The sequence below is a fragment of the Arthrobacter sp. B2I5 genome (assembly GCF_030816735.1).
Taxonomy (GTDB): Bacteria; Actinomycetota; Actinomycetes; order Actinomycetales; family Micrococcaceae; genus Arthrobacter.
In genome coordinates this window covers 771,221-793,602 of the sequence record NZ_JAUSYF010000001.1, presented here as the reverse complement: position 1 = coordinate 793,602, position 22,382 = coordinate 771,221, and the positions used below count along the sequence as shown (strand labels likewise).

General features: G+C 62.3%; 25 protein-coding genes. 6 read left to right on the top strand and 19 right to left on the bottom strand.

What is annotated here, in order from left to right; genetic code table 11:
* The first annotated feature begins 15 nt into the window (after nucleotides 1-15).
* From QFZ60_RS03800 to QFZ60_RS03785, 4 genes are all read left to right on the top strand, one after another.
* A complete protein-coding gene (locus QFZ60_RS03800; RefSeq protein ID WP_307088291.1) occupies nucleotides 16-1,329 on the top strand; it encodes a UDP-glucose/GDP-mannose dehydrogenase family protein in 1,314 nt (437 codons plus the stop codon).
* 689 nt (nucleotides 1,330-2,018) lie between these two features.
* Nucleotides 2,019-3,203, top strand: coding sequence for a DUF4012 domain-containing protein (locus QFZ60_RS03795; RefSeq protein ID WP_307093193.1), 1,185 nt, complete (start codon nucleotides 2,019-2,021; stop codon nucleotides 3,201-3,203).
* Between the two features lie 179 nt (nucleotides 3,204-3,382).
* Nucleotides 3,383-3,982, top strand: coding sequence for an LPXTG cell wall anchor domain-containing protein (locus QFZ60_RS03790; protein ID WP_307088289.1), 600 nt, complete (start codon nucleotides 3,383-3,385; stop codon nucleotides 3,980-3,982).
* 293 nt (nucleotides 3,983-4,275) lie between these two features.
* Nucleotides 4,276-4,686, top strand: coding sequence for a VanZ family protein (locus tag QFZ60_RS03785; protein ID WP_307088287.1), 411 nt, complete (start codon nucleotides 4,276-4,278; stop codon nucleotides 4,684-4,686).
* 10 nt (nucleotides 4,687-4,696) lie between these two features.
* On the opposite strand, the gene galU is transcribed toward QFZ60_RS03785, so the two are convergent.
* The 17 genes from galU to QFZ60_RS03700 all read right to left on the bottom strand — a co-directional run bounded on the left by galU (nucleotide 4,697) and on the right by QFZ60_RS03700 (nucleotide 19,623).
* The gene (galU, locus tag QFZ60_RS03780; RefSeq protein ID WP_307088284.1) at nucleotides 4,697-5,587 is read right to left on the bottom strand and encodes a UTP--glucose-1-phosphate uridylyltransferase GalU; all 891 of its coding nucleotides are present in this window, start codon (nucleotides 5,585-5,587) and stop codon (nucleotides 4,697-4,699) included.
* A 76-nt stretch (nucleotides 5,588-5,663) separates the two neighbouring features.
* The gene (locus QFZ60_RS03775; protein WP_307088282.1) at nucleotides 5,664-6,605 is read right to left on the bottom strand and encodes a nucleotidyltransferase family protein; all 942 of its coding nucleotides are present in this window, start codon (nucleotides 6,603-6,605) and stop codon (nucleotides 5,664-5,666) included.
* Nucleotides 6,606-6,612: 7 nt separating this feature from the next.
* Entirely contained in the window at nucleotides 6,613-8,181 is a 1,569-nt protein-coding gene (locus QFZ60_RS03770; protein WP_307088280.1) for a polysaccharide biosynthesis tyrosine autokinase, read from the bottom strand.
* Between the two features lie 46 nt (nucleotides 8,182-8,227).
* Nucleotides 8,228-9,226: a hypothetical protein gene (locus QFZ60_RS03765; protein ID WP_307088278.1), complete on the bottom strand. Its 999-nt coding sequence runs from the start codon at nucleotides 9,224-9,226 to the stop codon at nucleotides 8,228-8,230.
* Nucleotides 9,227-9,452: 226 nt separating this feature from the next.
* Nucleotides 9,453-9,734 (bottom strand): PqqD family protein, encoded by a 282-nt coding sequence (locus tag QFZ60_RS03760; RefSeq protein WP_307088276.1) that lies wholly within the window; start codon nucleotides 9,732-9,734, stop codon nucleotides 9,453-9,455.
* Nucleotides 9,731-10,291, bottom strand: coding sequence for a hypothetical protein (locus QFZ60_RS03755; protein WP_307088274.1), 561 nt, complete (start codon nucleotides 10,289-10,291; stop codon nucleotides 9,731-9,733). Before QFZ60_RS03755 ends, QFZ60_RS03760 begins: the two co-directional genes overlap by 4 nt.
* A 176-nt stretch (nucleotides 10,292-10,467) precedes the next feature.
* Entirely contained in the window at nucleotides 10,468-11,253 is a 786-nt protein-coding gene (locus QFZ60_RS03750) for an enoyl-CoA hydratase/isomerase family protein (RefSeq protein ID WP_307088272.1), read from the bottom strand.
* A gap of 40 nt (nucleotides 11,254-11,293) precedes the next feature.
* On the bottom strand, nucleotides 11,294-12,520 hold the full coding sequence (paaE, locus tag QFZ60_RS03745) for a 1,2-phenylacetyl-CoA epoxidase subunit PaaE (RefSeq protein ID WP_307088270.1): 1,227 nt from the start codon (nucleotides 12,518-12,520) through the stop codon (nucleotides 11,294-11,296).
* A 9-nt stretch (nucleotides 12,521-12,529) separates the two neighbouring features.
* Nucleotides 12,530-13,060 carry a 1,2-phenylacetyl-CoA epoxidase subunit PaaD gene (gene paaD / locus QFZ60_RS03740; protein WP_307088268.1) on the bottom strand — a complete coding sequence of 177 codons (531 nt, stop codon included), beginning with the start codon at nucleotides 13,058-13,060 and terminating at the stop codon, nucleotides 12,530-12,532.
* Nucleotides 13,057-13,971: a 1,2-phenylacetyl-CoA epoxidase subunit PaaC gene (paaC, locus tag QFZ60_RS03735; RefSeq protein WP_307088266.1), complete on the bottom strand. Its 915-nt coding sequence runs from the start codon at nucleotides 13,969-13,971 to the stop codon at nucleotides 13,057-13,059. Before paaC ends, paaD begins: the two co-directional genes overlap by 4 nt.
* Nucleotides 13,968-14,348 (bottom strand): 1,2-phenylacetyl-CoA epoxidase subunit PaaB, encoded by a 381-nt coding sequence (gene paaB / locus QFZ60_RS03730; RefSeq protein ID WP_307088264.1) that lies wholly within the window; start codon nucleotides 14,346-14,348, stop codon nucleotides 13,968-13,970. The genes paaC and paaB overlap by 4 nt, the downstream gene beginning before the upstream one ends.
* Nucleotides 14,345-15,349, bottom strand: coding sequence for a 1,2-phenylacetyl-CoA epoxidase subunit PaaA (gene paaA / locus QFZ60_RS03725; RefSeq protein ID WP_307088261.1), 1,005 nt, complete (start codon nucleotides 15,347-15,349; stop codon nucleotides 14,345-14,347). The genes paaB and paaA overlap by 4 nt, the downstream gene beginning before the upstream one ends.
* Before the next feature lie 689 nt (nucleotides 15,350-16,038).
* Complete coding sequence (locus QFZ60_RS03720; RefSeq protein WP_307088260.1) at nucleotides 16,039-16,800, bottom strand: BTAD domain-containing putative transcriptional regulator; 762 nt, start codon at nucleotides 16,798-16,800, stop codon at nucleotides 16,039-16,041.
* Nucleotides 16,801-16,994: 194 nt separating this feature from the next.
* Nucleotides 16,995-17,864: a hypothetical protein gene (locus QFZ60_RS03715; RefSeq protein ID WP_307088258.1), complete on the bottom strand. Its 870-nt coding sequence runs from the start codon at nucleotides 17,862-17,864 to the stop codon at nucleotides 16,995-16,997.
* A gap of 5 nt (nucleotides 17,865-17,869) precedes the next feature.
* A complete protein-coding gene (locus QFZ60_RS03710) occupies nucleotides 17,870-18,163 on the bottom strand; it encodes a hypothetical protein (protein ID WP_307088257.1) in 294 nt (97 codons plus the stop codon).
* A gap of 272 nt (nucleotides 18,164-18,435) precedes the next feature.
* The gene (locus QFZ60_RS03705; RefSeq protein WP_307088256.1) at nucleotides 18,436-18,816 is read right to left on the bottom strand and encodes a hypothetical protein; all 381 of its coding nucleotides are present in this window, start codon (nucleotides 18,814-18,816) and stop codon (nucleotides 18,436-18,438) included.
* Nucleotides 18,817-18,837: 21 nt separating this feature from the next.
* The gene (locus QFZ60_RS03700; protein WP_307088255.1) at nucleotides 18,838-19,623 is read right to left on the bottom strand and encodes an FHA domain-containing protein; all 786 of its coding nucleotides are present in this window, start codon (nucleotides 19,621-19,623) and stop codon (nucleotides 18,838-18,840) included.
* A gap of 461 nt (nucleotides 19,624-20,084) precedes the next feature.
* Here QFZ60_RS03700 and QFZ60_RS03695 point away from each other — a divergent pair, with 461 nt between their 5' ends.
* Nucleotides 20,085-20,558 carry a bacterial transcriptional activator domain-containing protein gene (locus tag QFZ60_RS03695; protein WP_307088253.1) on the top strand — a complete coding sequence of 158 codons (474 nt, stop codon included), beginning with the start codon at nucleotides 20,085-20,087 and terminating at the stop codon, nucleotides 20,556-20,558.
* Nucleotides 20,559-20,583: 25 nt separating this feature from the next.
* Nucleotides 20,584-21,525, top strand: a complete 942-nt coding sequence (locus QFZ60_RS03690; RefSeq protein WP_307088252.1) for an NAD(P)/FAD-dependent oxidoreductase — start codon at nucleotides 20,584-20,586, stop codon at nucleotides 21,523-21,525.
* Here QFZ60_RS03690 and QFZ60_RS03685 read toward each other — a convergent pair.
* Complete coding sequence (locus QFZ60_RS03685; protein WP_307088251.1) at nucleotides 21,522-21,713, bottom strand: DUF397 domain-containing protein; 192 nt, start codon at nucleotides 21,711-21,713, stop codon at nucleotides 21,522-21,524. The genes QFZ60_RS03690 and QFZ60_RS03685 overlap by 4 nt on opposite strands.
* Nucleotides 21,714-21,803: 90 nt before the next feature.
* On the bottom strand, nucleotides 21,804-22,166 hold the full coding sequence (locus tag QFZ60_RS03680) for a hypothetical protein (protein ID WP_307088250.1): 363 nt from the start codon (nucleotides 22,164-22,166) through the stop codon (nucleotides 21,804-21,806).
* Nucleotides 22,167-22,382 lie beyond the last annotated feature (216 nt).

Sequence of the window (22,382 nt, the reverse complement as noted above, 5' to 3'; positions counted from 1 at the left end):
CGGAAGGACAAATAAATGCGAATAACCGTAATTGGCTGTGGCTATCTCGGAGCCGTCCACGCTGCCTGTATGGCAAAGCTCGGACACGAGGTGGTGGGTATCGATGTCGACGAACGAAAAATTGCCGATTTGTCTGCCGCTCGCGCACCTTTCTTTGAACCTGGTCTCGAAGACTTACTTGGAGAAGTCCAAGCCACTGGAAGGCTTTCATTCACCACAGATATGGCAGCGGCCAAGGGAAGCACAGTGCACTTCATCTGTGTCGGAACTCCACAGAAGAAGGGTGAGAATGCTGCTGATCTGACATACGTCGATGCAGCTACAACAGGCCTCATCCCCTACCTCTCTCCTGGCGACGTAGTAGTCGGTAAATCAACAGTGCCGGTCGGAACTGCTGCGCGGCTCGCCATCATTATTGAAGAAGCCCAACCTGAGGGCCACCTGATGTGGAATCCAGAGTTTCTTCGGGAAGGACACGCTGTCTCGGACACTCTTCAACCTGACAGGCTGGTCTATGGCGTAACCGGCGGTTCCGAGGAGCATGATGCCGTTCAGATCCTCGACCGCGTCTACGCCGCCCCTCTCGAATCCGGCACACCCCGCCTAGTCACGGATCTGCCGACTGCTGAACTGGTCAAAACGGCTGCCAACTCATTCTTAGCTACAAAGATTTCCTTTATCAACGCCATGGCCGAACTCTGCGATGCAGCGGGTGCTGACGTTACGCTGCTGGCAGATGCCATCGGTCTGGACGACAGAATTGGCCGGAAGTTTCTCAACGCGGGAATTGGCTTTGGTGGCGGTTGTCTTCCAAAGGACATCCGGGCTTTTATGGCACGCGCCGGTGAGTTGGGCGCTGACCAGGCCTTAACGTTTCTTCGCGAGGTTGACGCCATCAATATGCGCCGCAGAACCCGAGTAGTGGAACTCACCCGCGAACTTTGCGGTGGCTCACTTCTAGGGCAGCGGATCACTGTACTAGGGGCTGCCTTCAAACCGGAAAGTGATGATGTAAGGGATTCCCCAGCTTTGAGCATCGCGGCACAGTTGCAGCTCCAAGGAGCGGTGGTGACCGTTACCGATCCTGAGGCCCTGCAGAATGCGGCTCGCCGCTTCCCTGAGTTGCACTACGAGGCGTCCACCGGCATTGCCCTTCAGCGAGCCGATGCCCTGCTGCTGTTGACCGAGTGGCAGGAGTATCGAGACTTGGATCCGTACGAGGCGGCAAGCGTAGTCTCGACGCCCAAGATCTTGGACGGCCGAAACGTCTTGGATGCAAGCAAGTGGCGGGCGGCTGGTTGGACCTACCGAGGGCTAGGCCGTCCCTAACCATGAGCACATCCACTTCACACCAGGAGAAGCAACCCTCCGCTCGACCTACCCACACGACCGGACCTATCCGTAGGAAGCGATCACAAAAGCTGCTGAGAATCGGACTCCCGATCCTTGCTATCGCTTTACTTCTCTGCGGGGTCACAGCTTGGTTAGGACTCAAGGCGTCTGTAATCAAAAGTGAGTTGGAGGCATCTGCTGATCTGGTTCCGCAGCTAAAGCGAGAAATCCTGGGCTCAGAGGCTACCTCCGCCAAAAGCACTGTCACTAAATTGCGCGAACATACTTCAGCCGCCCGGAAGGAGTCGGAGGACCCTCTGTGGACTCTTGCGTCCGGCCTACCCTGGGCAGGGTCAAACCTGAGTGCCATTTCCGAAGTAGCACGGTCAGCTGACGACGTCGTTGGTCTTGGTTTGAGTCCTCTGGTCAGCATTTACGGTTCTCTTGACTGGAATGCGCTTGTGCCCTCCAATTTGGGCAGCAATTTGGGTCCCCTTGAAGCTGCAGCCCCAAGAGTTGCTTCGGCTGCTTACAGCGTTCGCGCTTCCGCTGAGCGGCTCCGGGAAATTGATTCGTCACACCTCTTGCCGCAGGTAGCCGGCCCTCTGCGTCAGGCAGCTGAGGAACTCAGCCAAGCGACAGATGCACTTGACTCGGCAGCCGACACAGCCAGCATTGCTCCCAATATGTTGGGAGCGGCCGGCCCCAGGAATTATCTGCTCATGATTCAAAACAACGCCGAAGCCAGAGCGTCGGGCGGCATCCCGGGGGCGCTCGCTGTCTTGACATTAGATCAGGGAAAGCTCGCCTTGGGTGCGCAGAGCAGTGCGGGAGACGTCGGGATAATGACACCAACGCTGCCCGTTGATCCTCAACAGCAGCAGATCTATTCGACGCGGTTGGGAAAATACATGCAGGATGTGAACCTGACTCCTGACTTTCCTACCGCTGCCGCAACCGCTCAAGTCATGTGGGAGAAAAAGACCGGCCAGCCTGTCGACGGCGTAGTTTCGATTGATCCAGTCGTCCTTAGCTACATCCTGCAGTCCACAGGACCGGTTGAAATTAGCGGCCCCGGACTGGCAGCAGTAAAAGCCGCAGGTTTGCCGACAGCACTATCGGGCAGCAATGTAGTTCCCACCCTACTTTCGGATGTTTACGCTAAAATCCAGCAACCGAAACTGCAAGACGCATACTTCGCGGAAGTCGCAAAGGAAGTCTTCAACGCCCTTTCCAGCGGCAAGGGAGAAGCAAAAGGGCTCATTACGGGCCTTACCCGCGGGACCAACGAAGGACGTGTCCTGGTCTGGTCCGCGAACGCTTCCGAACAGTCCGTGATCGCAAACTACCCACTCAGCGGGTCCGTCTCTGGACCGAGTGTCTCTCCTGCCCAATTCGGCGTCTATTTCAACGACGGAACAGGCGCGAAGATGGACTACTACATCAAACGGACGGTGCAGCTCGTCCAGGAATGCCCTGCTGACGGCTACGAACAGACGAGGGTTCGGATTACTAGCACTAATACAGCCCCAGCTGACGCCGCCACCTCATTGCCGGAGTACGTGACGGGCGGAGGCGCTTTCGGTGTACCGCAAGGCATAGTGCAAACCAACATCGTTGCCTACGGCCCAGTTCAGGCCAACGTTGAGTCAGCTACAGATGAGGGCCAAAAAATTCCGTTTGCCCCGTACATCCATGCGAACAGGCCGGTGGGTGTCGTTGCTCAGCAACTCGCACCAAGTGAAAGCAAAACTGTGGAGTTCACCTTCGGGAAAATCGTCCAGCACACCGAACCTAACGTAGTTGTCACGCCTACTGTCCAGTCTGTTAAGGACGTTATCCTTCCAACGGAAAACGCGACCTGCCAGTAAGGAGGGTGACGGCCTCGTTAACACTATGTAAACCGAGTGGATTGAGCTTGGTTCCGAGCGATCAAGAATGGTATCTTCTATCTGGGATATCTATCCGTAGTTCTGCACACGGTCTCGTGCGGAGGGGACATTTTCCCCAATTCGGGTATCAAAAATTAAACGTCTCCGGGGGGACACTCATGAAAAAGACTTTCGCTGCGCTCGCACTTGCAGGTTCAATCGCACTTATCGGCTCGGCTCCTGCCATGGCCGCCACCTACCCGGCGCTTCCGCCGCAGGCCGCCGTATCTGACGGTGTTGTTGGCCCTGGTGAAACCTTCGTCTTCCGCGGGCAGGGCTTCCGCGCCGGAGAACCACTGATCATCCGTGTTACGCCCGGCCAGGCTCCTGCCTCCAATGGCGCTGGCGTTGGTAACCGCGCGGTTGCCGCCCGCATCGCCGTTGTTACCGAGGCACAGGAACTGACCGCTACTGCCGACGCCCAGGGCGCTGTGGCACTTCCGATCGCCATCAACGAGGCGGGCACCTACTCCATCACAGCCACTGGCACCGAGTCCGGCGTGACCGTCGGCCCTGTCACCGTTACCGTTGCTGCTTCGCTGGCTAACACCGGTGGCAACACCGCCGGCGCTCCGCTGGCTAATACAGGCGGACTTGCCAAGACCGGCGCGGACTCCGGACTGGTCCTTTGGACCTTGGTTGGCGCAGGGGCCCTCGCAGCCGGCGCAACCTCGGTAGTGGTGGTTCGCCGCCGCGCCAAGGCTGAGGCTGCTGCTTAACCGCAACGCTTTCCAGCACCAACGAAGGTGGGTGCTTCTCCCAAATCGGAGAAGCACCCACCTTTTGCTTTGTGTGGTATCTATTTGATGTATGGGGAGACATTGGCGCAGGGCACCACGAGAGTACAACTTTTCCATCCCACTCCCCCGGCCGCAGGTGCTGCAGTACCTGCTACTCCTCTTCCTTGCCGCCTCCGCCTTGGGGACCGCTGCCTTCGCCCTCCTACGGGCCTCCTGAGGTCCGTTTGAGGGTCCTGCAGAATCCTCGGCTCTGGCGGACAATACTCGTAGCCATGCTCATTCCCTTGGCGCTCATTGCCTTTTGGCCGTCGCCGGTAGACAAGCCCGTTTCCGGACAACTCTCAGCGACGCTGCAATTTCTTCACGGACATGGCTTCCCCGGCTGGTTCAACTACAAATTTATCGAAGCCGCAGCCAACGTCGTCCTATTTGTGCCTGTTGGTTTTACTGGCAGCCTGGCCTTTCCGCAAAAACAGTGGTGGCAAATCGGAGCATTCGGATTGCTGGTTTCGGGTTGCATCGAGCTGGGTCAGCTCCTGTTTCTTCACGACCGCTTTGCAAGCCCGTCAGACATCGTGACAAACGCGTCAGGATCGGTCATAGGCGCCCTCGTGGCGGCCCTGGCGGTCCGGACGCGGAGGAGGCCCGTTGCCTTCCGGCAACGGGCCTCCAAGAAGCAGTAGAGCGTCAGGACTAGCCGACGAAATTCTTCATCCAGGTCTTCAGGTCCTCACCGAACTCCACGCGCTCTGAGGCGAGCGTGATGACGGCCTTGAGGTAGCTGAGCTTGTCACCCGTGTCGTAACGGCGGCCCTTGAAGACCACGCCGTAGACGCCGGAGCCGTCGCCCTCGCCCGCGGCAAGGGTCTGCAGGGCGTCCGTCAGCTGGATCTCGTTGCCGCGGCCCGGCTCGGTGTTCTCCAGGACGCCGAACACGGAGTGGTGCAACACGTAGCGGCCGATCACGGCCAGGTTGGACGGTGCCTCGCCGACGGCCGGCTTCTCCACCAGGCTGTTGACGCGGACATAGTCCTCACCTTCCACAGGGGTGATGTCTGCGCAGCCATAGGCACTGATCTGCGACGGATCAACCTCGATCAACGCGATCACGGAACCGCCGGTCTTCTGCTGCACCTCCATCATGGTGCTCAGCAGGTCTTCAGCCTCGTCGATGAGGTCATCACCCAGAAGCACCGCGAACGGCTCGTCACCCACGTGCTGCTGGGCGCAGAGCACAGCGTGGCCCAGGCCCTTGGCCTCGCCCTGGCGGACGTAGTGGATGGGGCCCAGGTTGGAGGCGTACTCCACCATGCCCAGCTTGTCCTTGTCCCCCTTGGCTTCGAGCGCGGCTTCCAGGCCGGGCTCGCGATCGAAGTGGTCTTCCAGGGCACGCTTGTTGCGGCCCGTGATCATCAGCAGGTCAGTGAGGCCAGCATCAACCGCTTCCTCCACCACGTACTGGATGGCCGGGCGGTCAACCACCGGCAGCATTTCCTTCGGCATTGCCTTGGTGGCGGGCAGGAAGCGTGTCCCCAATCCGGCAGCAGGAATGACGGCTTTGGTAATAGCTTTCCCCTTAGTCATAGCTGAACCTTAACAAATTTGATGCGGTGACCGGCAATCGGAGGCGGATCTCGGAGGGCCGGATCGGCAGCAGAACTTACCCATTTGACCCATTGACAGCCGCACCGTGACCGCCTGACTGGAGGTGACGAAGATCCCGAACAAGGCTCGGGACTGTGCGAAGAAACCTCGCCCATCTGGCGTGATGCTGATTCAGTCGCCCTAAGAAAGACATGTCCGCATAGATGTTCCCGCTCAGGAAGACTTCGGCGGTCGGAAAGAGCGCCCGCCACAGCATCTTTGGCCTATCCCTCCAGGGAGCCTGAATGATGGCTATGAGCCGGGCGCCTCCAGGTTCCCGTGCGGCGATGCGGTTGTGCCACTCCTGCGAGGGTTGCGGCCATGCAGGGCCGATGGTTTCAGGCAGTAGATCCTCAAGTAAGGGCCGGACGGCGGCCAGGGAACCCGTGGCCGTTGCGAGCTCCAGGACCTCCTCCGCCTGAGATTCCAGCCGTGTGAGGCCGGCCAGATACTGAAGCTCCTGGCGACAGGATGGCAGCTCGGGCGATCGCAAGGCGTGCAGCGCCAGGAACAAGGTCCCAAGGGCCTTCGAGGGAACTCTTAGCTCCTGTCCTGCGAGTTCCATGTGCACGGTGTGCGCCCACAGAACCTCGAAGCAGCTGCCGGCTGGTTCTTCCATTCCTGGAAAGCGGAAGTGGACGTCAATGCAGCAAGGCCACTCGGGGTGATGGACGGTGACCGAGTGCTTTGGGAACGTCCTGGTGTCCCGATCAACGGGACGTTCACGCCAGCCGCGTGCATGGAGGCCCGCCAGCAATGCATTCAACTTGGAGGGATCCACGAAGACGTCCACGTCTGCCGAAATCTTGGCCTGACGCAGCCCCTGCATGACGCTTGCTGGTCCCTTGATGAAGAAGACCCTGACGCCGAGGCCGTCCGCCAGACGTGCCGCGAGGGCGTGGCCGAGGAGCACGCCCTCCGGGATCCTGAGTTGGGTTTCGCGGCCAGTGGAAGTCATGGGACGCCTAGATCCTGGCCCTGCGCGCGCCAGGGACGGCTTCCAGCGCGTGCGTGTCCGCGTCCTGCCAATCGTCGACGGGCTCAGGTTCTGCAGACGACGGCGCGGCCGCCGAGGTGTAGGTTCCGTAGTACGAGTAGGCGTCGGTTCCCTTGATGGGAACGTAGTTGAGCACGGCTCCGAGGACCCGCCCCTTGACTTTCTCAAGGTTCCCCAGGGACTGGTCCAGCTGCTCCTGGGTGGTCCTGCCAGAGCGAATCACGAGAATGGCGCCATCGGCGGCGCGCGAGAGGACCGCGGCATCCGTCACGGGAAGAAGCGGCGGTGCGTCGATCAGGACCACAGCATCCTTGGCCAAGGTGGTGAGCATGTTCTTCATGGCACGGGAACCCAGCAGCTCGCTGGGATTCGGTGGGATGCGGCCCGATCCCAGGACTGAGAGGTTGGGCAACGCACCCCAGGGCTGGAGGACATCAGCGAGGTCGGCGGTGCCCGTGAGCACATCGGTGACCCCTACTCCCGGCACGAGATTGAAGACGTCCACCAGCGTGGGCCGGCGGAGGTCGCCGTCGACCACCACCACGTTTTCACCCGCTGCCGCCATGGTGACCGCCAAATTGGCCGTCACCGTGGACTTACCCTCAGCCTGGAGCGAGCTGGTGACCACGATTATCCGCGGTGGCTGGTCGACGTCAAGGAAACTAATGTTGGTGCGAAGCTCGCGGAGGGCTTCGGCCATGGCCCCGCCAGCGTCATGAAGCTCTGCGGCGGTACCCGCGTCCACGATGGTGCTCTTCCCATCCAACCGGTGGTCCACAGGGAGGGTACCGATCACGGGAACGCCGAACAGCCGTTCGATGTCTGCAGCCTTCCGGATCCGCCGGTCCAGGTGCCTTCGGATCAGTGCATAGGCCACGCCCAGGGCCAGCCCGACGAGGGCACCCAGGGCCAGATTGAGCTTGGTGTTGGGTGACGTGGGGCTGGCAGGAAGGACAGCTTTGCCCAGCGGGAGTACCCGGACGGCCGTCGCTGCATTCGCCTGCGATCCCTCGTTAGGCGTTGCCGCGGCGCTGCCCTGTCCGGCCGAGTCAGCTGGGGGCGCCGTCTCAATGGCCTCCACTTGGGCGGCGAGGCCGTTGACCCAGGCATCGGCCACCCGCTGCGCAGTTGCGGGATCCGTTGACTGTGCGGTGACCCTGATCTCGGCAGTGTCCAGCGGCACCTTGACGCTGATGCTGCCGAGGAGCGCATCGGCAGTTGTTTTCAGGCCCAGGGATTGAATGACCCGGTCCGCGACGAGCCGCGATTTTGCGACGGACTCATAATTCTTGACCTTGGCCTTGGCCAGGCTGTCCCCGGCCAGTGCCAGGCTCACGTTGTCCGAGCCCGGCGTGACCACTATGCCGCTGGAATCGGAGGAGTAGATCTTTGGCTGCAGAACAGTCCATCCTGCAGCTGCCAGCGTGACCAGCAGGGTGAAGGCGACAATGGCCTTCCAGTACACCCGCAGAATGTTCAGGTAGTCCGCCAGGTCCAGGCCCGGGGAGGCCTCCGGGGGCGTGGTTGCTGCGCTCATAGTGGTTCCTTAAATTCAGGTCTTTGTACTTGCCTTGCAGGCGGGTTCAGTTTTCGCCGCGTTCCAATACCGACTTGGCGGTGAGCTGCTCTACGGCTGAGGCGACGGCGGCTTGGTAACCTTCGGCTTCGCCGTGCAGCTTCGCGATGTGTTCCGTTACTTGGTCCAGCCCCACCGGGCCGGCGCAGGCTTCCCACACGGCCGGGCCGATCCCACTCAGCCGCACTATGTCCTTGTCCAACATGACCAGCAGGTCGCCGCCGATCTTCACCGCATCTCTTGCGGCCCTACGCTGGATGCTGGCCGCCGGAAGGGGCGTCCGCTGTGCATCGTCCGGTGCGGCCGCTTCCCACTCTGTGCCTGACATTGCCTGCAGCTGGAACAGGGGCTCCAGAGCGGCTGGGAGGTCCGCTGCCTCCGAGTAGGTCACCTGCCACACTCCCCCAACACTCTCGATGAGGCGGCACAGCGACTGCAGCGGATCCACGAATTCTGCCTGCGAGGACGATTCAGGGATCAGCGCGAGAATGGCGTCGGCCAGCGGTACCCTTTCCAGCACCGGAGCCACTGGACGCGCCCCCTGGACGCGGTTCAAGAGCACGATGGACTGGATGAAGGGCATGGCCGGGGCCGGCTGGAGTCCAAACTCATCCGGCCCCGCCTGGCGTTTAGGTGAGCCAGCTCCCTGCTTTACCGACAGCGGCTTGGGGTAAGGAACCACAGAGCCGTCCCAGGCGATGGCCACCGTCTCGTCCGTGACGTAGCCATAGGTCCTGGCGAGTACAGAAGCTGCAGTGGTCTTCCCTGTTCCCGACTCTGCCACAAGCGCCACAACAGCCCCCGTGACGGGGTCCGCAACCCCGCAGGCGTGGAGCATGGTCAGTTCACCGGCGTTGGCCAGGATCGCGGACACAGTCAGCCGGGACGTGAGGTTCTCAGCAAGCTCCTCAAAGGTCGGTGCTCCGATATGGAAGGTGCCGTCGCCATACTTCATGGACGCGCAGGTGACTGAGGCCGTGAAGGGACTGCCATCAGCGGGTTCCATCGGCTCAGGCGGCAGCAGCGGCTCAAGGCTGTTGCTTGTACACCGTGCCCAGGCCGAACTCATTGATGCCCGCTGCTGCCACGTGACCGCACGGCCCCAGCGGACCACAAACCGCTGTCCCACAACGTTTAGGCACAGCAGGTCACCGCCTTGTGCCAACTCTTCGAACAGGCGTTGCTGCCAGGCCAAACGTTGGCTCGCTGTGATCCCCGCGGACGTCATGCCGTTAGTGGGAAACGCCGCGGGCGGCCTCGATCAGGCGCTGCGCTTCGAGGCTCGCCAGGAACCCTTCCACCTGCACCTGCATCTGTCCTGACTGGTCCTTGAAGGTGGCCTCAAGCTCGCTGAAGATGTCCTGTTCGGTTCTGTGACCGTCAATCAGGTCCCAAATTACGGCAGCCGGCCCTTCCAGGACTACAGGTTGGGCTGCGTCGAGGTGCAGGAGAGCGACCCGAGCCCTTGGTTCCGTGCAGACCTCTGCGACCAAGCGGGCGTGGTGCCAGATCACGGAATGACCATTTTGATGCCGGGTATAACAAAAGTGGACGAACCGGCAGTGAGGGTCATCGTAAAGGTGTAAGTCTGACCGCTCGTCACCTTGGCTTGGCCCGTACCGTCGAGGTAATAGAAGGAAATGGCTTGAGCCGCCGATTGGTTGGCGGAGATGGTAATAGTTGCGGTCGAGGCATAGGCCGAGTTGAAAGTTGCCGCATTTACTACGTTTCCATTCAACGACTTAACGGCTATGCCTGTAGCAATCGCTCCCTTGTCGACGGTGGGAACGATTCCTACAGTTACTGTCTGGGCCGTTGCGAAGGTGTTCTGGATGGTGAGCGTCGCAGGTCCTTGACCGGTACGCGTGCCACTTGCCCCTTGCTGCTTAGAAATGTTGATAGTGACGATCGGGCTGGCCGCCAGGGTAAGCGCTCCCGAGGCCGCAGCCGCTGGAGCGGCGATGGCGGTTGCGATCACCGGCAGCGACCAGGCAACTCCTGCGACTACCCTCCGACGGCTGAAGCCGTTCTCTTCCTTACCATCGACATCCGCGTTCAAAACCTCAGACAATTATTGCCCCCAGAGTAGGTTCCCAGATGGGGCTGCCTATTTGAGACCGGCAGCGCGCATCGGCCGGTTTGCCCGGCTTCGCCTACTCTCGCGAACACAAATAAAGATTTCTGCAATCGCCTTGCAAGGTTCAATCAAGAATTCTTCAAGAGCTCTTGATCAATATTTCGAATCCTCTAGTGGCCGCCGGTGAATTTCGGCTCACGCTTCTCCTGGAAAGCCCTGAAGCCCTCCGCGTAATCGTCGGTTTTGCAGAGCCGCGCCTGCTCCTCGTTCTCCTCCTGCATGGCCTCCCACAAGCCCAGGCGCTGGTCGCGGATGTGCGCCACCAGCTCCTTCGACGCAACGAACGCCTCGGTGGCACCGGCAGCCACCCGCTCCACAATGGCCCGCGTCGTATCCAGCAACTCGTCAGCGGGCATGGCGCGGCTGAACATCCCCTGTGCCACCGCCTCGGCGCCCGAGATCAGGTCCGCCGTGTAGATCAGGTCCAGCGTCCGGTGCATGCCCAGCCGCTCCGTGAAGTACCAATGCCCGCCCGAATCCAGCGTGGCCCCCAGCTTGGCGAACGGCGAGCCGAACTTCGCGTTCTCCGCCACGTACACCACGTCCGTGGCCAGCAGCAGCCCCAGCCCCACGCCCAGGCAGGCCCCCTGCGCGGCAGCGAACGTCGGCGCGGGGAAGGACGCCATCTTCTTCAGCAGCGGCTCCACGAGCCCGCCCAGGTACGCCGCGGCGTCGTCACTCTCCGGGGTGACCCCCGCGATGTCCCGGCCCGCGCAGAAGGCCCTGCCCTCTCCCCTTAGCAGCAGCGCCCGCACCTCACCGCGTGAGGCGGCGGCAGCAGCGTCGTCGTACGCCTGGGTTAAATCCCGCAGCGCCCGCTCATCCAGCGAGTTCAGCTTCTGCGGCGCGTCCAGGACGACTTCTGCAACACCGTTGCTGATGGAAAGGGAAATCATGGAACTCCTTTGTTCGGAAAGGGGTAAGCGGGGGAACGGCTTAGACGTCGAAGTCGACCGTGACTTCCTTGCTGGTGGGGTGGCTCTGGCAGGTCAGGACGTAGCCCTTGTCCAGCTCATCCTGCTCCAGCGCGTAGTTCTCGTCCATGGTCACGCTGCCGGTGATCACCTTGGCGCGGCAGGTGCCGCACACTCCCCCGGCGCACGCGAACGGCACGTCCGGGCGGACCCGCAGCGCGGCGTTGAGGATGGACTCGCGGGCGTGGGTGGGGCTGGCCACCTCGCCCTGCAGGCCGTCCAGCTTGAACGTGATCTTGTACGTCTCCTTGGACTCGTCCACCACCACGGGACGGCCGGCGTTGCCCTCCGGGCGGTCCGGCTTGCCCGACGTGAAGAGCTCGAACCGGACGTTCTCCGGCTTCACCCCGCGCTCGGCCAGGGTGTCCCGGCACAGCTGCACCAGCTCGAACGGCCCGCACAGGAACCATTCGTCCACATCGTCCGCGTGCAGGGCGGTGCCCAGCAGCTGCTGCAGCTTCTCCGAATCGATCCGGCCACTCAGCAGCGGCGCGATCCGCTGCTCGCGCGAGAGCACGTGGTGGATGGCCAGCCGCTGCGGGTACTTGTCCTTCAGGTCCGCCAGCTCCTCCAGGAACATCACGTCCATGGCGGCCTTGTTGGCGTAGATCAGGTCGAACCGGGTCTCCGGGTTGGCGGCCAGCAGCGTCCGGGCGATGGCGATCACCGGGGTGATGCCGGAGCCGGCGGCGATGGCCACGAAGTTCCCGGCCTCCCCCGCCAGGTCCTCCGGGTGGTTCATTGAGTTCATGACGTTCTGGTCTACAGCCACGCCGTCACGGCCGTGCTTGGACACGAACGCGCCCATAGGGCTCATCACGTCCAGGGTGTCCCCGGCCTTCAGCTCGGCGTTGGCCCACGTGGAGAACAGCCCGCCCAGGTCCTTCTTGATGGCCACGCGGATCTCGCTGGTGCCGTCCGCGAAGCTGCGCGGCTCGGCGCAGATGGAGTAGCTGCGGCGAATCTCTTTGGGTTCGCCGGTTTCATCCGGCAGCGTGGTGCGCAGGGCCACGTACTGGCCGGGCAGGTAGTCGAACTTGCCGGCGAGCTCCGCCGGGACATGGAAGCTGACCTCGATGGCATCATCAGTGAGCCGGCGCACCTCCTTCACGGCCAGGGTATGGAAGGACGGACGACGGCGGCCGGTCACCTCAGCCTCTTCGGCGGCGGTCTGGCGGACAACAGGCATGGCGGTTCCTTACAGGACTTTGAAGTAGTCGAACGGTTCCCTGCAGTCCTGGCACACATACAGCGCCTTGCAGGACGTGGAACCGAAGCGGGTGAGTTCCTTGGTATTGAGGCTGCTGCACTGCGGGCACTTCACGGCCAGGCTCAGCCGGATGGGGCCGGAGTGGCCGCCGGCCCTGGAGTTTCCGCTGGGCGGGGCGATGCCGTACTGCTGCAGCTTCTGCTTTCCGGCCTCGGTCATCCAGTCCGTGGTCCAGGCCGGGGCCAGGACCAGGTCCACGTGCACGTCGTCGTAGCCTTCCTTCTTGAAGGCCGTGTAGAGGTCGTCACGGATGGCGTCCATGGCCGGGCAGCCCGAGTACGTGGGCGTGATGGTGACGGTGACTTTTCCGTCCTGCACTTCCACGTTGCGCAGGATGCCCAGGTCCGCGATGGTGAGCACCGGGATCTCGGGGTCGCAGACGGTGGCCGCAATGTCCCACGCGTCCTGCTGCGGGGTGCGGGTGCGGGACTCGAAGTCCGAGATGTACACGGCGGTCACCAGCTGGCTCCGGGATGCTCGCGGGCCAGCACCTGCATTTCGGCGAGGATGTAGCCCAGGTGTTCCGAGTGCTTGCCGTACCGGCCGCCGCCCGGGGCTGCGGGCACGTCCGGGATCTCCAGCTCCGCCTCCGTGAGGATTTCACCGGCCAGGCGGTCAAAGTCCTCCTTCAGCGAGGAAGGAGCGACGGCGGCACCCGCCTCAGCGAGGCGCTGCGTCAGGTCATCGTCCCGGAACAGTTCGCCGACGTACGGCCACATGGTCCGCAGGCCGTGGATCATCCGTTTCCGCGATTCGTCGGTGCCGCCGGCAAGGCGCAGGACCCACTGGGCGCTGTGGTCCCGGTGGTAGTCCACTTCCTTCACGGCCTTGGCGGCGATGGCGGCCAGGGTCTCATCCGTGGACTCGGTGAGGCGGCGGTAGAGCAGGTACTGGTAGATGCTCACCACGAACTGGCGGGCGATGGTGGCCGCGAAGTCACCGTTGGGCTGCTCGAACAGCTGGACGGAGCGGAACTCGTGCTCGCGGCGGAAGTAGGCCAGGTCATCCTCTGACTTCGCCGACCCGTCGTCGTTGGTCAGGGCGGCACCGGCGTAGGTGAGGAAGCTGCGGGCGTGGCCCAGCTGGTCCAGGGCGATGTTGCCCAGCGCGATGTCCTCCTCCAGCTCGGGGGCACGGGAGATCCAGTGGCCCAGGCGCTGGGCGAGGATCAGGGCGTCGTCGCCGAGGCGGAGGGCATACTCGGCGATGTCCTCCGACGGCTTCACCAGGCCCGTGCGGACCTCCAGGGCGATGTCCTCCGGGCGCAGGGCGTTGCCGGGGGTGATTCGGGTGGCCGAGGCGTTGGAGTCGCCGCCGGCCACACCGGTGGAGATGTCGCCGTGGCCGGTGGTGGTTTCGGGGGTGCTCACAGGTGCTTTACCCCTTCGCTCTTGGTGTAGTACGTGGCGTGCCGGTAGTCCTTGCCCTGCGGGGACTCGAAGAAGGAGCCCTTGGAGTCGGGATCGCTGGCGGCGATGGCGTCCGCCGGGACAACCCAGATGGACACGCCCTCGTTGCGGCGGGTGTAGAGGTCGCGTGCGTTGCGGAGGGCCATGGCAGCGTCCGGGGCATGCAGGGATCCGGCGTGGACGTGGCTCAGGCCGCGGCTGGACCGGACGAAGACCTCCCAGAGGCCCCAGGCGCTCCGGTCGTGGTGCTCGGTTGGAGCTGGGGATGCCTTGGGGGCTTCGCGGTTGATTTCGGTGGCGGCGCTTGCGGGGGCGTCCGGGTTGCCGTGCGGGCTCATGCTGCGTATTCCTTCGTCGTCATTGACTCTTTTGCTGCCTGTTTTGCTGCGTAAGCCGCCGCTGCCTCGCGGACCCAGGCGCCGTCGTCGTGCGCTTCCCTCCGCCGCTCAAGGCGCTGGGCGTTGCAGGGACCGCGGCCGGCCAGGACTTCCTGGAACTCGTGCCAGTCCAGGGGGCCGTGCTCCCACTTTCTGGTGTCCTCGTTGAAGCGGACCTGGTCATCCGGGAGGGTGAGGCCCAGGACCCTGACCTGCTCCACCATCATGCCCACGAAGCGGCTGCGGAGCTCGTCATTGCTGAACCGCTTGATGTTCCAGGCCATGGACTGCTTGGAGTTGGGTGAATCGTCGTCCGGCGGGCCGAACATCATCAGGGCTGGGGCGTACCAGCGGTTCACGGCGTCCTGGGCCATCTGCTTCTGCTCGGGGGTGCCGTTGGAGAGTTCAAGGAGGATCTCGAAGCCCTGGCGCTGGTGGAAGGACTCTTCCTTGCAGATGCGCACCATGGCGCGGCCGTAGGGGCCGTAGGAGGCGCGGCACAGCGGGACCTGGTTGCAGATGGCTGCGCCGTCCACCAGCCAGCCGATGGCGCCCATGTCCGCCCACGTCAGGGCCGGGTAGTTGAAGATGCTGGAGTAGCGGGCCTTGCCTGCGATGAGGTCGTCCATCATCTTGTCCCTGGACTGTCCGAGGGTTTCGGCGGCGGAGTAGAGGTAGAGGCCGTGGCCGGCCTCGTCCTGGACCTTGGCCATGAGGATGGCCTTGCGCTTCAGGCTGGGGGCGCGGGAGATCCAGTTGGCTTCCGGCTGCATGCCGATGATCTCGGAGTGCGCGTGCTGGGAAACCTGGCGCAGGAGGGTCTTGCGGTAGGCCGCGGGCATCCAGTCGCGGGGCTCGATGCGCGAGTCCTCGGCGATGATGCGGTCGAAGTGGGCCTGGCCTGCGGCTTCTTCTTCCGGGGTTAGCTCAGCGGGCACTGACTGCAGGTTCTGCGCTGCCATGGTTGCTCCTATGCAAAGACCGTCTGGGACGTGCCGAATTATTTACCGACCGTTCGTTCAGGATATGCGGGAGGGTGCGAGGGCGTCAAGCGTGGCGCCCCCTCTTTCGACGCGCCATCGCGTCCTGCCGCCTTTCCCCCAACGCCCCATCACGTCCTGCCGCCTTTCCGCCGACGCACCATCACGTCCTGCCCCCTTTCCACCAACGCCCCATCACGTCCTGCCCCCTTTCCATCAACGCCCCATCACCTCCTGCAGAGGCGACTTGGACAGCTCTTCCACTGGAGTTCAAGACTCAAGGTTGCGTAAAGACTCAAGTTTGCGTGAAAGTTTCCGAAGGCAGAGCCAACTACTGATTTCTGTGCGGCAGGATGAAAGCTGTTCGGTACCTCGTCCAGTGCGGGGTCTGAGCCGACGGGACGGTTTTTCTTTGTGAAGGAACTTTAGTGGTGGAGAAAGTGAGTAAGTATGCAAATGGATGACGTGGGAGCAATACCTATTGGCCGACAGGAAGGAAGCCCGGCAAACGGCGGCACGCTGGTTATACGTACGTGGATTGAAGGCGGCGAGATACCACCCGGTTTTCGTGCCAGGATCACCTATGGCTTCGGGGCTAGCACTGAACAAACTGCGGTTTCCGCTGCTGATCCCGACAGAGTGCTAAGCATTGTGCGTCAGTGGCTGCTCACTCAAACTGCTGTCGATGGGAGAGGGTAACTGTTCTCCTGTGCGTTGCGTCCCTGACGGTTCAGTTTCTCCTGCATAAGACGGCTTAGGCCTTCCGAGGGGCGAACGCCTATTTCCGACTGCAGTTGACCTGCATACTTGTCGTAGGCCAACAAAGCCGAAGCAACGTTTCCCTGCGCAAGTTCCGACATGACGAGTTCTCGGACGGCACTTTCGTAAAGAGGTTCGATTTCCAGTGCGGCGATTGCCGCATCTGCGGCAGCCTCGTTTTCGCCACGGGCTGCAAGCTGCCGTGATACCAAAGTGAATGCCCGGACCTGGTCGTGCTGCAGCCGGCTCTGCTCGAACATTACCCAGTCTTCGTACCAGCCAGGCAAGAGGTCCACGTCCCGAATCTCCGGCAGCAGGGACGCCGCATCGCAGTTATTGGCCTTCGCCGCTTCCGCCAGGGCGGCACGCACCCTGTGCAGATCCACGTCCACCCGCCTGTCCAAAGACAGTAATGCTCCGCTCTTGACGAGTAAGCCTGGCAATTGCCGGGTAATCAGGTGGACCGTCACCCGCAGGCTTTCCAGCGCATTTGCGTCCGGATACTCCGGCCACAACATGCCCGCCAAGTAAGTTCTGAGCCGGGTTCCCCGCACCGCAAGAGCGGCGATCAGCCGCTGCTGACGGGCCGCAACACAGATTGTTCTTCCTTCCTGGCGGAGTTGCCAGGCGTGCATGAGGTCTAGTTTGAATATTCCACAGTCATCGTCGCCCATGGCTACCCGATTCCAGCAGCGTTAATACATCGAATATGTAAGTTCGAGGATCCTCACGTTGAAAAAGAAAGTCAATGCGGCAAATCCCCCTACTTGTTAGGGAGAGGCGTGTCTCAGACATTAAGTAACGAGGCCCGGGGTTTTACGGAAGATGTAACTGCGCGCAACCACTTTATGAAGTGAGTTGAACGGGCCTAGATGCCGAATTCGTTGTCCGCGGTATTCAGCAGCCACTGCCCGAAGCGGGTGCCGTTGGGCTTGATGACCGGGTTACCCAGCGTGCGTCCCGCCTGTTCCAGAAGACCGATCCCCCAGGGGCTGGTCACCAGGATCTCCGCGCGCGTATCCCCATCAAAGTCAGCAAGGGCTCCCTGACGGTTGTCTGCGGTGTTGAGCAGCCACCCGCCAAACCGCGTGCCATTGGCCGCGATCACCGGATTGCTGAACGTGTTGCCCTGCTGCTTCAGGATGCCGATCCCCCACGGACTGGTCACCAGCAGCGTCGTCAAGGTTTTGGAATCCGTTGCCCGCTGCCTCAACGACGATGATGCCCCGGTTGCTGCTGCACGAATGGCAGCGAAGAGGTCCGGCCACCATTCAAGGGCGATGAGGCCAATGTCCGAATTCGGGTTGGTGTGTTTGGGCCCGCCCAGTTGGCCCTCGAGGAGCAGGAAGTCACCGGGCCGCAACTCGTCTGCAGCTTCTGTAATTGCTGTTGCTGCAGCCTGGTTGGTCCACGACGAGGCCGCAAGCCAAGCGTCCGCCGCAATACCCGTGACTCCCTTGGTGTCCCGGTCTCCTCCGAGGATGCCAAACACGGCAGTGCCATGATCATTTGAGGCGTTGTTGGACCCGCTGACAATTCCCCCGTTGTTGGCCAGCAGATCCTCGTGGTCGAACAGCCAGCCATGCTCGCAATCCACAATCCGTATCCGGGCTCCACGGCCGCCTGCAATGGTCCACGCAAATCGTGCGTCCACTCCGGCGGGGGCCGGATCCAGGTAGCCCTGGCGGGATGTGAAATCCGGGGTGGCGGCTGCCGGTTCCTCCGGCCTGGGAACCATCGCGTTCAGCGGAGCGGAGGGGTCTGGATGGTCGGCAGCAGGATGGGAGGCCGAACATAAGCTCCTGCCACGCCGTCGCTGGCGCGGAGTTCCTCCGCGATGGATTCCAGATCCCCGGTGGGGGCTTCCACCCGGAAGTACGTAGGGAGGTCCCCCTCACGCTCCGCCCCGGGTGTTGCAGGGCTGACGCCGTCGTTGCCTTCCTGCCTTTCCTCAGCTGGGGCGGACGGAGCGCGGCCGCTCTCAGCGAAGGCCTGAGGGAAAAGCGGGACCAGGGCGGCGCCGTGGGCGCCGAGCACATCGGACAATGGACCCGCTGCGGAAGTGAACGCTGCCCCTGATACATCTCGCGATTCCGGAGCAACCGCTGCAAGGCGGCGTGCTTGCTTCGGTTGCAACACGACAATCAGTTCCGGTTTTGAGCGGGGAAGATCTCTTTGGTCTTCGTTAATGGTCGTGCCCACAGCGTTTTCTCCCGTTCGGCCATGCCTGCTGCTTATGGCAGCCAGAGTGCAAAACGTGGCGTTACGGCGCCGTTATTGGGAGGATCAGCGCTCCGGCAAGTTCTTGGTCACCCACCCATAAGCAGTCTGGCGATGGGCTGCCCAAGCGGGCCCAGCCACGTGATCAGACTTTGAATTGGGCCGGCCAGACCTGCAAGGGCCCCTGCGGCGCCTGCAATTTCCGTTATCTTCTTGAGGGCCCCTGCAACCCTTTCCGGTTCTGGATGGGTGTGGCTGACTTCCTGGTTCAGCTCTTTGATGTGTCCGGAGATCGCCGCCAGCTGTGAGCTGGACAGCTCAAGTGAGGCAACACCCCGTTCCAATTCCCGGATCACGTCGCGTATCGAGCCTGTGTTGACCATCCCGCTTCGCTGATCCCCGTGAATGTACTGGTTCCCTTCAACGTTGTTGACTACTCCGCCTGTCTGATGGTTGATGTTGAATCCCAATTCATTTACTCCTTCACTCGCTCAATAGCCTGTTGCACGAGGCGACGGGAATTCGCGGTCCAACCTCTTCCGTCTGGACGTTGCAACGATGTGAAGGACCACGCCTATGATCATCAGCAGTTGCCCTCCGCCCACGATGAAAATACCGACGATGTAGCCGCGAAACGAGGAAGGAAAACCATTACCGGTGTAGGTGGACACGTCCTCCACGAACTGGACAAAGTTCACTCCAACCACCACGACACCCGCAATGGTCAGGCCAAAACCAATCCAGATCGTCCAGCGTGCTTTCGTCCGTGTGGCCGCTATTGTCTGGAGGAAGCTTTCACGTTCTTGCCTAACATGGCTGACATAGGCGGTGTACTGGTTACCTGCCACGTTGCTGATATTTCCCGCGCGCTGGCTCTCTATGTCGTACTGGCCCCTGATGTGCTCTTCGTGTGGCCGCCGGCGGTCCCCCTGCTGGACCGGCAAGGCAGCCGTTGCCTCATCCCTTTCGGATGCACCTTGATACCGGAACCGGGCACCGCCAAAGGCGATTACGTCGCCAGAGCGCAGAAGAACCGGCCCGGATGCGGGTCGTCCGTTAACGGTCGTTCCGGCACTGGACCCCAGATCCCGGACGCAAACACGGCCACAGTCGTCCACAGAAAGCGACGCGTGCACCCTGCTCACGGTTGGTTCCGAAAGCACTAGGTCGTTGGTATGGCTACGGCCCAGAGTCATGGAACCGGGCGTCAGCTCCAGGTCGGCGACGTAGTTGCCCTGCAGCCCGAGGGCAACGAGTCGGGAAACTTTTGAGTCCACTGCAGTTTCCTTAGGACTGATTCTCCGTGCTTGGTCGGCAGATGAAAACCAGGCTAAGACCGAGGCGTTACAGGCGCGTTATCCCGTATGGCCGCTGGTTGCCTTGGTCAACGGTAACGCAGCAATAACGCCATGGGAGATGGACTCCCCCTACAGCCCAGACTCTGTGGGGTGAGCAGGCGGGAGAGGACTATGCCATGGAATTGGGGAGAAACTGCGAGCCTCACGGCGGACCGGCTCTTGACCTTCGACTCTTAGGGGACTTTCGGCTGAGACACGGCGAGTCAACAGTGGAACTAGCCCCCCGCGCTGAGCATCTGCTGGCATTTTTGGCGCTGCGCAACACGGTGACGCGAACAGCGGTCTCCGCCCAGTTGTGGCCTGACCTTGACGAGGCGCAGGCACGGGGATGCCTCCGCTCGACGCTATGGAGGCTTCCGCGGCCGGACGACCGTTCCCTAGTGGCGGCGGTCGGTGACAGGCTCTACCTGGCCTCGTCCATGCGGGTGGATGTGACCCTGCTGCGCGATCGGCTGGATCGGTGGTTGCCGGGCCAAGCCCCGCCGGTACAGAGCGGTTCGCTCAGCTGGGAATTACTGCCCGGCTGGTACGACGACTGGCTGGTGATCGACCGCGAGCGCCAGCACCAGGTCCGGCTCCACGCCCTGGAGCGAATGTCCGCCTGGTACGTAAGTGCAGAAAGGTTCGACGACGCGATCGAAGCGGCGCTGCAGGCGATTGCGGGTGATCCGTTGCGGGAGAGCGCCCACCGTTGCCTCATCCGGGTTCACCTTGCGGAAGGTAATGTCAGCGAGGCCCGGCGGCAGGTGGATAGATACAGGGCCCTCCTGGTTGAGGCCGGTATTCCCACACAACTCTCGTCGCGCATGTACGAGCTCATGCTGGCAAGCCCAAATCCAGCTCGTGTGCGCTGAAACCCCTGCGTTGAGAGCCTCGGGCATGGAGTCCCAGTCCCACTTCGAAGTGGCTATCATCGGCGGTGGCCCGGCCGGCATGGCGGCCGCGCAGGTGCTTGGCAGACAGCGAAGGCGTGTCGTTTTGCTGGATGGCCACCAAGGGCGGAACGCAGCCGCTTCCAGTGTGCACATGCTGTTGGGGCGCGAGGGAATGACTCCGGAAGGGTTGGTCCTCGCGGCCCGCCGGGAGCTTGCGGGACTCCATACCGTTTCACTGCTGCTGACGGAAGCCACGAATGTTCTGGTGGAGGATTCGCGGGTCCTGGTGTCCGCTGCGGCAGCGGGAACCATCTACGCGGATTTCCTGATTCTGGCCACTGGGGTGGTGGACGTGCTTCCACCAATCCCGGGAGTCGGCAGCGCATACGGCACCTGCCTGTTCCATTGTCCCCTGTGCCACGGCTTCGAGGTACGGGATCAACGCCTGGTTGTGCTTGGCAACAGCGAACACGCAGCCTTCATGGCTGCTTACGTGCATGACCGCATCAGCCGGGACGTAGAGCTTTGCACCAATGGAAAGCCGGACTTCTGCACCGGGACGCGGGAGCGGCTCAGCAGGGGCGGCATCCTGATAGTGAACCGCGACATAGTTGGGATCCGGGCCTCAGCAGGGGGTTTGGCGCTGCTGATGGGAGATTCCACTGTGCGGACCTACAACGCAGGCTTCCTCTCGACCCGCTTCCGGCAAGGCTCGCCCCTCCCCCACACACTTGGGTGCCGCCTAACGGACGATGGCCGCGTCCAGGTGGACCACTTTCAGCGCACGTCGGTGCCCCGTGTCCTCGCCGTGGGCGACATGGCCAAGGCGACCACGGCTGCCGCAAACATGACGTTCGTGGCCACGGCAGTAGCAAGCGGCGTTACGGCTGCCGCGTTCCTGGACGAGGACATCTTCGCGAAGACCTGGGACGCCCAGGGCAGCTAAACCTCGAATTCACCATTTTTGACTCCGGCGAGGAAGGCCCGCCATTCCTCCGCGGAGAAGGTGATCTGCGCGTCGGGGACCTGTGAACTGCGCACCAGGACGATTCCCGCCCGGCTCACCACGGCCACCTCAACGCAACAACTGTTGGCGCAATAGGAAGAGCGCTCGAACCGCACTGCGTCATGCACTTCTACTCCTTGTGATTCGTTGGAGGTCCGGGCGGAGCTTCCTGTCCCGCCCGGGCCGTTGGTGACTTCTGACGCGCAAGGGTGTTGTGCTTACGGGAAGCACTTGCTCGCAATTTGCTCGCCGGCGACGTAAAGCTTGACGCATACGCCCGTTGGGATACCCCACTTGGTGCGGGTGCTCAGGCACGCCCGGACCGCGGTGCCGTTAGGAAGATCGAACGGCAACGGGAGGCAGACATTCCCGATTCCCAGCGGAAGCTTAAGGCAGACCCTGTGGTTTCCGGACGTGACTGAGATGCATGACGCACGGAGTTCGAGTTCGCCGCCATCCACGGCGGAGAAGTCAGCCTCCTGAAGGTTGCGCCCTTCAAACGGTTGCCTCGATGCCTCAAGGGTGGCCGTGACTGCTTGCTCGTCGAACTCGGCGTATTCATCGCTTGTTTCGTTTGCCATCGTTCTCCCCTTCGCGAGTGTGGGCGGGTCGGATTGACCCGTTCAAGGCATGGTCGCAACGGCTCGTCACCGGAGCGTCACCCGTGACCGCGCCGGTGTGGGCGGGCAGTGCTACGGTGACGCCAATGTGACGCGGACGCGGGAGAATCTTCCCGATCACCACGTCCCGCGCAGGTGCGGGGCACTCAACAGGCAGTACAAGAGTGTGTGGCCGGA